The sequence below is a fragment of the Acidiferrobacteraceae bacterium genome (assembly GCA_037388825.1).
GTDB lineage: Bacteria > Pseudomonadota > Gammaproteobacteria > Acidiferrobacterales > JAJDNE01 > JARRJV01.
In genome coordinates this window covers 1-10,179 of sequence record JARRJV010000055.1, presented here as the reverse complement: position 1 = coordinate 10,179, position 10,179 = coordinate 1, and the positions used below count along the sequence as shown (strand labels likewise).

The 10,179-nt window shown below is 61.1% G+C and carries 11 protein-coding genes; 9 read left to right on the top strand and 2 right to left on the bottom strand.

Going from position 1 to position 10,179, the window contains the following annotated elements; genetic code table 11:
- Positions 1-54: 54 nt before the first annotated feature.
- Positions 55-1,437 (bottom strand): Si-specific NAD(P)(+) transhydrogenase, encoded by a 1,383-nt coding sequence (gene sthA, locus P8X48_10110; GenBank protein MEJ2107665.1) that lies wholly within the window; start codon positions 1,435-1,437, stop codon positions 55-57.
- A 197-nt stretch (positions 1,438-1,634) separates the two neighbouring features.
- Here sthA and htpX point away from each other — a divergent pair, with 197 nt between their 5' ends.
- From htpX to slmA, 9 genes are all read left to right on the top strand, one after another.
- A complete protein-coding gene (gene htpX / locus P8X48_10105) occupies positions 1,635-2,522 on the top strand; it encodes a protease HtpX (protein MEJ2107664.1) in 888 nt (295 codons plus the stop codon).
- A 79-nt stretch (positions 2,523-2,601) separates the two neighbouring features.
- Complete coding sequence (gene msrP / locus P8X48_10100) at positions 2,602-3,579, top strand: protein-methionine-sulfoxide reductase catalytic subunit MsrP (GenBank protein MEJ2107663.1); 978 nt, start codon at positions 2,602-2,604, stop codon at positions 3,577-3,579.
- A gap of 2 nt (positions 3,580-3,581) precedes the next feature.
- Positions 3,582-4,232, top strand: a complete 651-nt coding sequence (locus P8X48_10095; GenBank protein ID MEJ2107662.1) for a sulfoxide reductase heme-binding subunit YedZ — start codon at positions 3,582-3,584, stop codon at positions 4,230-4,232.
- Between the two features lie 58 nt (positions 4,233-4,290).
- Positions 4,291-5,568: a dicarboxylate/amino acid:cation symporter gene (locus tag P8X48_10090; protein MEJ2107661.1), complete on the top strand. Its 1,278-nt coding sequence runs from the start codon at positions 4,291-4,293 to the stop codon at positions 5,566-5,568.
- Between the two features lie 147 nt (positions 5,569-5,715).
- A complete protein-coding gene (hslV, locus tag P8X48_10085; protein ID MEJ2107660.1) occupies positions 5,716-6,255 on the top strand; it encodes an ATP-dependent protease subunit HslV in 540 nt (179 codons plus the stop codon).
- Positions 6,256-6,270: 15 nt separating this feature from the next.
- Positions 6,271-7,608, top strand: coding sequence for an ATP-dependent protease ATPase subunit HslU (gene hslU, locus P8X48_10080; GenBank protein MEJ2107659.1), 1,338 nt, complete (start codon positions 6,271-6,273; stop codon positions 7,606-7,608).
- A 111-nt stretch (positions 7,609-7,719) separates the two neighbouring features.
- On the top strand, positions 7,720-8,172 hold the full coding sequence (locus P8X48_10075; GenBank protein ID MEJ2107658.1) for an Hsp20/alpha crystallin family protein: 453 nt from the start codon (positions 7,720-7,722) through the stop codon (positions 8,170-8,172).
- Between the two features lie 149 nt (positions 8,173-8,321).
- Entirely contained in the window at positions 8,322-9,215 is an 894-nt protein-coding gene (gene argB / locus P8X48_10070) for an acetylglutamate kinase (protein ID MEJ2107657.1), read from the top strand.
- Positions 9,216-9,252: 37 nt separating this feature from the next.
- Positions 9,253-9,837 (top strand): nucleoid occlusion factor SlmA, encoded by a 585-nt coding sequence (gene slmA, locus P8X48_10065; protein MEJ2107656.1) that lies wholly within the window; start codon positions 9,253-9,255, stop codon positions 9,835-9,837.
- Here slmA and P8X48_10060 read toward each other — a convergent pair.
- Positions 9,834-10,179: ThiF family adenylyltransferase (locus P8X48_10060; protein MEJ2107655.1), on the bottom strand; the 346-nt coding region annotated here is incomplete at its 5' end. The two genes, slmA and P8X48_10060, sit on opposite strands and share 4 nt — an antisense overlap.

Genomic DNA, 10,179 nt, shown 5'->3' with positions numbered 1-10,179 from the left:
CTGCGGATCGAGCTACAGGACTTGCTGGTGTCCGAAGCCGGTTAGCCGAGCCCGTTACCCTATGCGATTCCAGGCATCGAGGGCCGCGATCTTGTAGGTTTCGGCCAGGGTCGGATAGTTGAATGCATTGTCGACGAAGTACTCCAGCGTGCCCCCCAGGATCATGACCGCCTGGCCGATATGAATCAGCTCGGTGGCACCTTCGCCAACGATGTGGACCCCGAGGATCTTGTGGTCTTCGAGACCGATGATGAGCTTCAGCAGACCCTCCCGCAGGCCAACGATCTGTCCGCGGGCGGTCTCACGCAAACGCGCGGTTCCGATCTCGAAGCCGATGCCTTCTTTCACCAGTTCCTGTTCGGTCTTGCCAATCATGCTGATTTCCGGCACCGAGTAGATTCCATAGGGAAAGTGATCCGGCGGGGCATTGTGCGGCTTGTCGAAGGCGTGGCGCGCCGCCAGTCGCCCCTGTTCGATGGAGGTCGATGCCAGGCTGGGAAAACCGATCAGGTCACCCGCGGCGTAGATATGGGGCACGGCTGTCTGAAAGTCCTTGTTTACCTCAAGCTGATGGCGGGCGTTTGCCGCGAGCCCGGCCTTGTCCAAATGCAGGGCCGAGGTGCAGCCGATGCGTCCGGCCGCGAACAGGAATACGTCGGCAGACAGGGAGCGGCCGCTGGCAAAGGTTGCGATCACCTGGCCATCGTCGCCGCGCCGTACCGAGTCCAGTTTGTCGCCGAGATGAAAACGCATACCCCGGTCGCGCAGGTGGTGAATGAACTCGCCCATGATTTCGCGATCGATGAACGGGAGCACTTCCTCGTGCTCATTGACCAGGGTGATCTCCACATCCAGGGCATTGAACATGGACGCGTATTCCATCCCGATTACCCCGGCCCCGAAGACGATGGCCGAGTGGGGGATACGGTTCATGCGCAGCAGGGAATCGCTGTCGATGATTGTCTCATCATCAAAGGGAATGTCGTCCGGACGACGCGGCTGTGTCCCGGTCGCCAGGAGAATGCGGTCAGCCTGTATGGTCTCGCTGTGATCGCCGTCCTCGACCTCCATCGTGTTCGGGCCAACAAATCGGGCGGTTCCGTGTACTACCTTGATGCCATTTCGGTGTAGCTGGTCCTCGATGACCTCGATCTCGTGGCGAATGGTCAGACCCAGGCGTTGTGCCAGGTCGTCGATGGTAATGGAACGCTTGACTCGGTAGTCGCGGCCGTAGAATCCGCGCTGGCGCCAGCCCGTGAGATAGAGGATGGCCTCGCGCAGGGTCTTGCTGGGGATGGTACCGGTGTGGACCGTGACGCCACCGATCCGCTTGTTTCGTTCGACGAGGATCGACTGTTTGCCTAGCTTCGCCGCCTGAATCGCGGCATGCTGCCCCGCCGGTCCACTGCCGATCACCAGAAAATCCGTCTTGGTCATGGGTCCGCGCTCCCTCGGTGGTTCCCCGGGTTCTTTGTTGTTTTGGTCCCTTACCCCGAATATAGTTCAACGGGATGATACCTGGGCGCAATTTGAATTCCGCCGCCGTTGCACCCACATGCGGATGAAGACAGTGAACCCGTCCTTCCCCGCGCTGTCATAGATGTGGGCGAATTTCCGTCTGTGGAGACTGATTCATGAAGCGAATTTTTCTGTTCCTGGTAACCAATATCGCGATCCTGATGGTGCTGAGTATCACCCTCAGCCTGTTCGGCTTTACCGGATTCCTGGATCGCCAGGGCATCAACCTTGATCTGAACAGCCTGCTGCTTTTCGCCGCCGTTTTCGGATTCGGCGGGTCGCTGATTTCCCTGAGCATTTCGCGCTGGACCGCGAAGCGACTGACCGGGGCCCAGGTGATCGAGCGGCCTTCCCATCCGGCGGAGGTGTGGCTGGTCAATACCGTGCGCCACCAGGCACAGCGCGCGGGAATCCCCATGCCCCAGGTCGCCATTTACGATTCGCCGGATATCAATGCTTTCGCCACGGGTCCGAGCCGCAGCCGCGCCCTGGTGGCGGTCAGCAGCGGATTGTTGCGCACCCTGTCGGAGGATGAGGCCGAGGCCGTCCTGGGCCACGAGATTACCCACGTTGCCAACGGCGACATGGTTACCCTGGCCCTGATCCAGGGGGTGGTAAACACCTTTGTGATCTTCTTCTCCCGCGTCATCGGTCACGTGGTTGACCGGGTCGTGTTCAAGACCGAGCGAGGCCACGGCCCCGCCTTCTGGATTACGGCCATTGTTGCCGAGTTGGTGCTTGCGGTACTGGCCAGCATGATCGTGATGTGGTTCAGCCGCCGACGCGAGTTCCGGGCCGATGCCGGTGGCGCCCGGCTGGCGGGGCGGGGCAAGATGATCGCCGCCCTGGAGCGTCTCAAGGCGAATGTGCAGAAACCCCACCTGCCGGACCAGATGGCCGCATTCGGTATTTCGGGCAAGGTAGCCGGCGGTTTTGCCCGCCTGTTCATGTCCCACCCGCCGCTGGACGAGCGTATCGCTGCCCTCAAGGGCGCAGCCGACTGAACCGAAGGAACTCCGTCCCGGGTCTGGAGTCGGAACTGCTACACTTGCGGAAAAACCGACACCAACCCGGGGAGTCCTCATGCCGGTTCTGATCAGGCGTCCAGCCGATATTCCCAGTTCCGAGATCACCGACAAGTCGCTGTACCTGCAGCGGCGCCGGTTCCTGAAAGGCATGACCGCCGCCGCGGCCGGCACCGCCTTGTCCGGCCTGCTGGTTCCGGGATCTGCCGATGCCGGCACGCGGGCGCTGAAATTCAAGCCCGGGGTCATCACCCTGGACGAAAAGAAGACACCGAAATTCGACGTTACTACCTACAACAACTTCTACGAATTCGGTACCAGCAAGGACGACCCGGCGCGCAATGCAAAACATTTCAGGACCAGCCCATGGTCGGTAGCGGTGGAGGGCGAGGTGGAACATCCCCGTGTGTACCATCTGGAGGATTTCATCCGACCCTATGAACTCGGGGAGCGGGTGTATCGCCATCGTTGTGTCGAGGCCTGGTCCATGGTTATCCCCTGGGTCGGGATTCCCCTGCAACGTATCATCAAACGTCTGCGTCCGACTTCCCGGGCCAAATACGTTCAGTTCGTGACCCTGTACGATCCAAAGCAGATGCCGGGACAGCGCGGCGGACTCCTGGGTACCGGTCTGGACTGGCCCTATATCGAGGGTCTGCGTATCGATGAGGCGACCAATCCGCTCGCCATTCTGGCCGTCGGCTTGTACGGAGAGGAGTTGCCCAACCAGAACGGCGCGCCCATCCGCCTGGTGGTACCGTGGAAATATGGATTCAAGTCCATCAAGTCCATCGTCAAGATTCGTTTTCTGGAGAAACAGCCGCCGACGACCAGGAGCATGGCTGCACCAAATGAATACGGCTTCTACGCCAATGTGAATCCGCACGTGGATCATCCCCGCTGGAGTCAGGCCCGTGAACGCCGTATCGGTGTCGACGGGATCTTCACGCCGAAGCGGCCGACGCTCATGTTCAATGGCTATGGTGAACAGGTGGCGCACCTGTACAAGGGGATGGATCTGAGGAAGTTGTTCTGACCGTGATCCCTGTTCCCGGCCCATCCCTGTTACGCGCAATCAAGCTTCTGGTTTTTCTGCTGGCGCTGCTTCCCATCAGTCTGATCGTGTGGGACGGTTTCCACGACCAGCTGGGGGCAAACCCCGTAGAGGCCATCACCCATCGTACCGGTGACTGGACCTTGCGCTTTCTGATGATCACGCTTTCGGTCACGCCGCTTCGGCGTCTGACCGGCATGCATTGGCTTATCCGCCTGCGCCGCATGTTCGGTCTGTTCGCGTTTTTCTACGCCTTGCTTCACTTCACTACTTACCTCTGGCTGGATCAGAATTTCGTCTGGCACGATATCATCAAGGACGTGACCAAGCGGCCCTATATTACCGTCGGCTTCAGCGCGCTCCTGATGATGATCCCGCTGGCTCTGACCTCGACCAATGCCATGGTCAAGCGGCTGGGCGGCCCACGCTGGCGGAAGCTGCATCGACTGGTCTATGTCATCGCCACCTTTGGTGTGCTGCACTACCTTTGGCTGGTGAAATCCGATATCCGTGAGCCGGTGCTTTACGGTTGCATCCTGGTGGTGCTCTTCGGTTATCGCGCCTGGTATGCGCGTTTTCGCGACCCGAGCCGGCGGCGCCCACCTGCCATTCGCGAGGTGGCTGCGATAGACTAGGTTTTCACTGAATGCGCCGGTACAAAAAAGAAAGCCGAGCGTCGATCTGGAGGAGACCGTGGCGTCGCGCCGTATTCGTCTAAAGCTTCACTGGCAGATCCTGATTGCCCTGGGTCTGGCTGTCCTGGCGGGATTTGCGATCGGACCCAAGGCTCAGTTGTTCGGGATTCCGGTCATTTCCATCTACAGCTTCATCGGCACGTTGTTTCTCAACGGCCTGAAAATGCTGATCGTGCCCCTGGTAGTGTCATCCATCGTTACCGGCATGGCCGGTGCCAGCCGTTCCGACGCCTTCGGCCGGCTCGGCCTGAAGACCCTCGCGTACTATGCCACCACCAGCCTGATTGCGATCCTCACCGGACTCCTGTTCGTCGACGTGTTGCGCCCGGGCATCATCAACGGCGAGCCCGCGCGTCACCTCCTGGGTCTGAGCATGAAGGCAGGTGAGGTGATGGCACACACCGGCGGGCACGGTGCTGGCGATATCGCGGAAGTATTCCTGCGCATGGTTCCAACCAATGTCATTGCCGCAGCCGCAAACGGCCAGCTCCTGGGCCTGATCTTTTTCAGCATCCTGTTCGGATTCTTCATGACCCGCATCCAGGATCGTTATGTCGAGACCATGCAGAACTTCTGGCAGGGCATGTTCGAGGTCATGATGCATATCACGGACTGGGTGATGAAATTCGCACCCATCGGCGTGTTTGCCCTGGTCGCAAAGGTGGTGGCCACCACCGGATTCAGTGCCTTCGAGCCATTGGCGCTGTTCATGCTCACGGTACTGCTGGCCCTCGCAACCCACATCGTCGTCAGCCTGCCGTTGTTGCTGAGATTCGTTGGCCGTGTGCGTCCCTGGCGCCACTACCGGGCCATGGCACCGGCCCTGCTGACGGCGTTTTCGACCGCATCTTCGTCCGCCACCCTGCCGCTGACCATGGAGTGCGTGGAAAATCGCGGCGGGGTATCGAACCGCACCTCGAGTTTCGTTTTGCCCCTGGGGGCAACCGTCAACATGGACGGTACCGCCCTTTATGAGTGTGTCGCCGCCATGTTCATCGCCCAGGCCTATGGTCTGCATCTGGGGCTGGCGACCCAGTTCACCATCGTGTTGATCGCCCTGTTGACTTCCATCGGGGTGGCCGGCATTCCGGCGGCGAGCCTGGTGGCCATTGTCGTGATTCTCGGCGCCATTGGCCTGCCGGCGGAGGGAATAGGCCTGATCCTGGTGGTGGACCGGGTTCTGGACATGTGCCGGACCTCGGTCAACGTCTTCAGCGATTCCTGTGGAGCGGTGATCATCGCCCGTTCCGAAGGGGAAGAAACCCGCCTGGCCTGAAATTGCCGGGCAAAACAGGTGTTTGCGGGGCATGGCGGTTGGTCCCCGGAATCGCCCCGGCAGGGCAGGGCGACGAAAGGGCGGGCGGTGCTTTAAATCTGTCCGCACCATCCCCATGTCGATTTCTCAACCACTTGGAGTTTGTACGTGGAACAATTCCGGGGCACAACCATTCTGTCCGTGCGTCGCGGCAACCGGGTCGTGATCGGGGGTGACGGCCAGGTCACCATGGGCAACACCATTATGAAGGGCAACGCGCGCAAGGTGCGGCGCCTGTACAAGGACAACGTGATCGCCGGCTTCGCCGGCGGCACCGCCGACGCCTTTACCCTGTTCGAACGCTTCGAGGGCAAGCTCGAAAAGCACCAGGGCAATCTGACGCGCGCGGCGGTGGAACTGGCCAAGGACTGGCGCATGGATCGCGCCCTGCGGCGACTGGAGGCCCTGCTGGCAGTGGCTGACCCGACGGCCTCGCTCATCATCTCCGGCAATGGTGACGTCATCGAGCCCGAACAGGGCCTGATCGCCATTGGTTCCGGCGGGCCCTACGCCCAGGCGGCGGCGCGGGCGCTGCTGGAGAACACCGAACTGGATGCCCGCGGGATCGTGGAGAAAGGTCTGGAGATCGCCGCGGACATCTGTATCTACACCAACCGCGAACACACCATCGAAGAACTGGAGTACTGAGAACCGATGTCGGAAATGACACCGCGTGAGATCGTCCAGGAACTGGACAAGCACATTGTCGGCCAGGCGGCGGCAAAACGGGCCGTGGCTATCGCCCTGCGCAATCGCTGGCGCCGGGCCAATGTTGCCGACGAGAACCTGCGCACCGAGATAACGCCAAAGAACATTCTCATGATCGGCCCCACCGGGGTCGGCAAGACCGAGATCGCCCGGCGTCTGGCGAGACTGGCGCGTGCGCCCTTCATCAAGGTGGAGGTGACCAAGTTCACTGAGGTCGGCTACGTCGGCCGCGACGTCGATTCCATCGTACGTGACCTGGTCGACTCGGCGGTGAAGATGATCCGCGTCGAGGAGATGGACAAGGTGCGGCAGCGCGCCGAGGATCTGGTGGAGGACCGCATTCTCGATATCCTGATCCCGCCAGCGCGCAGCGCGAGTTTCGGTTTCGCCAATGAGCCGCAACCCGAGCCCGAGGACCGTCCCGCGCGCCAGCGCTTTCGCAAGCAGTTGCGCGAAGGTGCGCTGGACGATACCGAGATCGAGATTGAGCTCACAGGCCCGTCCGTGGGTGTGGAAATCGTCGCCCCGCCCGGCATGGAAGAGATGACCAGTCAGCTGCAAGGGCTGTTCCAGAATATGGGTAATCAGCGCTCGCGGCACCGCAAGGTGAAGATCCGTGAGGCGCGCAAGTTGCTGGCAGAAGAGGAAGCGGCGCGCCTGATCAACGACGAGGACATCAAGCAGAAGGCGGTCGACCGGGTGGAGCAGCAGGGAATCGTGTTTCTAGATGAGCTCGACAAGATCGCCGCCCGCTCCGAGGGCCATGGTCCGGATGTGTCGCGCGAAGGCGTGCAGCGGGACCTGTTGCCGCTGGTGGAGGGGTCCACGGTGTCCACCAAGTACGGCTCGGTCAAGACGGATCACGTGCTCTTTATCGCATCGGGTGCGTTTCATCTGAGCAAGCCTTCGGACCTGATTCCGGAACTGCAGGGGCGCCTGCCCATCCGTGTGGAGCTCGATGCCCTGGGGGCGGAAGATTTTGTGCGCATCCTGACCGAGCCCGATTCGTCGCTGACGGAGCAATACGCCGAGTTGATGCGCACCGAGGGACTGGAAATCCGCTTCGCCGAGGATGGTCTGCGGCGAGTCGCGGAAATTGCCTGGCAAGTAAACGAACGCACGGAGAACATTGGTGCGCGACGCCTGCATACCGTGATGGAACGGCTGCTGGAGAAACTGTCCTTCGAGGCCGCCGATCGCGGGGGCGAGGAAGTAGTCATCGACGCCGCCTACGTGGACACCCAACTCAAGGACCTGCTGCAGGACGAAGACCTGACCCGCTACATTTTGTAGGCGCGGGACTTGAAAAGCTTTTCAGTAACCCCACATCGTTGTTTGAACACAGGCACGCACGCTTTGGCGTAGGCGGCCGTGTCGATTCACAACTTTTTGGAGGTATGTCAAATGCGAGCCATTGTACGAACCCCGAGACAGCGCCGCTGGGGCTGGCTGGACGACGACTTCGATCAGATGTTTGAGGGCTTTCTGCGCCCGATGCAGCTGGCGGGCGATACCACAAGCCGCGATCTGGTGCCGGCGGTGGAAGTCAGCGAAACCGAAGACCAGTATGTCGTGCGCGCTGAAATGCCCGGTGTGCGAAAGGATGACATCGACGTCAACCTGGAGGACGGGATTCTCACCATCAGCGCGGAGACCCGCAGTGAAACGGAAGAGCGTGAAGGTGAGCGTGTGATCCGCCAGGAACGGCGCTTCGGCAAGTACCTGCGCAGCCTGCGTCTGGGTACCGATGTTGATGCGACCCGGGTCAAGGCCGTGTACCGCGATGGCGTGCTCGAGCTCAGTCTGCCCAAGGCGGAGCAGAGCAAGCCGAAGAAGATCGAGGTGAAGGTCGCCTGAGTGATGGCACCGTTACGGGCACGCATCGGCGTGCCCGCATCCAAAAAGGGCCCCTGTGGGCCCTTTTTGTTTGTCTGGTTCCGCGCGGCGGCTGACAAGCCACCGCGGTTGCGGTAAGTTTCCGGCAAGCAACAACAAGGTTTCCCGACGTGACTCTTAGTGCAAAGACCGCTGCCGAGCGGGCACAGATCCTGTCCGAGGCGCTGCCCTACATCCAGCGTTTTCGGGGCAAGACCATGGTGATCAAATATGGCGGCAACGCCATGGTGGATGCGGAACTCAAACTCGGTTTCGCGCGCGATGTCGTGCTTATGAAGCTGGTCGGGATCAATCCGGTGATCGTGCACGGCGGTGGCCCGCAGATTGGCGAGCTGCTCAAGCGCATGGGTAAGCAGAGTACTTTTGTCGAGGGTATGCGGGTTACCGATCGTGAGACCATGGATGTGGTGGAAATGGTCCTGGGCGGCCTGGTCAACAAGGAGATCGTCAGCATGATCAACCAGCACGGCGGCAAGGCCGTGGGGTTGTCAGGCAAGGACGGCCGGCTGATTCGCGCACGCAAGCTGGTACTCAAGAAGCAGGCGGCGGAGAACGTGCCGAGCGAGATCGTCGATATCGGTCATGTGGGCGAAGTGGAATCCATCGATCCGGAGCTCGTGGCACTGCTCGATACACAGGAATTCATCCCCGTGGTTGCGCCCATCGGTGTGGGTACCGATGGCGAGGCCTACAACATCAACGCCGATATCGTTGCCGGCAAGCTCGCCATTACCCTGAACGCGGAGAAGCTGATCCTTCTCACCAATACGCCCGGTGTGCTGGACGGCAACAAGAACCTGCTTACCGGTCTGGCCGCGGCGGAAGTGAACAGCCTGGTACGGGACGGCACTATATCCGGTGGCATGTTGCCCAAGGTGTCCTGCGCCCTCGATGCGGTGAACAGCGGCGTGCGTACCGCACATATTATTGATGGTCGCGTGCCGCGGGCCCTGTTGCTGGAAATCTTTACCGACTCCGGCGTCGGCACCTTGATCAAGCCATGATCCTTGTTGCCGGAGCTGCGATGCGGAGGCGGGCATCGTGAGCCGCGGACGCAGCGGCGAGCGGCGCCAGCAAATTCTCGAGACCCTGGCGCGCCTGCTCCAGGATACTCCGGGGCAGCCCATCCGTACGGCGGCGCTGGCGCGCGAGGCCGGCGTGTCCGAGGCGGCCCTGTACCGGCACTTCCCCGGCAAGACCCAGATGTTCGAGGAACTGATCGGGTTCGCGGAAGACTCCCTGTTTTCGCGTGTGCGCAAGATCGTTGATGACAATGCGCCAGTCGCGGACAAGGTCAACGGCATACTGACGCTGGTGCTGGGCTTTGCCGATCACAATCCCGGGATCAGTCGGGTCCTGAGTGGCGATGCGCTGGTTGGCGAAACCGAACAACTGCGCAAACGTGTTGCGCAGTTGTTCGACCGCCTGCAGACGGAGTTGCGACAGCTGTTGCGGGATGCCGGGCTGCGCGGGGAGTTGCGCGGAGGCGCCAACGATATTGCCGGTCTGTTGATTCGCTTCGTCGATGGCGCGATCGCCGGATTCGTGCGCAGTGGATTTCGCGATTCCCCCTTGCAGGGCTGGGAGGAGCAGTGGGCCCTGTTTCGTGCGGCCCTGTTCGCCTAGGAAGCACACACCGGACAGGCGGGATCTTTCTTCAGGCGGAGCGTTCGCCATTCCATGGTCAGGGCGTCCAGTAGCAGTAGCTTGCCCGCAAGACTCTCCCCCAGGCCCAGCAATACCTTGATGACTTCGGTCGCTTGCACCGCGCCGATGATGCCGGGTAGTGGTGCCAGGACACCGGTCTCGGAACACCGTTCGTCGATGGTTTCGGCCTCGCCATACAGGCAGCGATAGCAGGGGCTGTTCGCGGCTCGCGGATCGAACACCGCGATCTGGCCTTCCATGCGGATGACCGCGCCGGAGACAAGTGGCGTTTGTGTTGTCACGGACACGCGGTTCAGCATG

Coding starts and splice junctions, on each gene's coding strand:
- hslU (MEJ2107659.1), top strand. CDS start 6,271: ATGACACCGCGTGAGATCGTCCAGGAACTGGACAAGCACATTGTCGGC.
- msrP (MEJ2107663.1), top strand. CDS start 2,602: ATGCCGGTTCTGATCAGGCGTCCAGCCGATATTCCCAGTTCCGAGATC.
- htpX (MEJ2107664.1), top strand. CDS start 1,635: ATGAAGCGAATTTTTCTGTTCCTGGTAACCAATATCGCGATCCTGATG.
- sthA (MEJ2107665.1), bottom strand. CDS start 1,437: ATGACCAAGACGGATTTTCTGGTGATCGGCAGTGGACCGGCGGGGCAG.
- P8X48_10075 (MEJ2107658.1), top strand. CDS start 7,720: ATGCGAGCCATTGTACGAACCCCGAGACAGCGCCGCTGGGGCTGGCTG.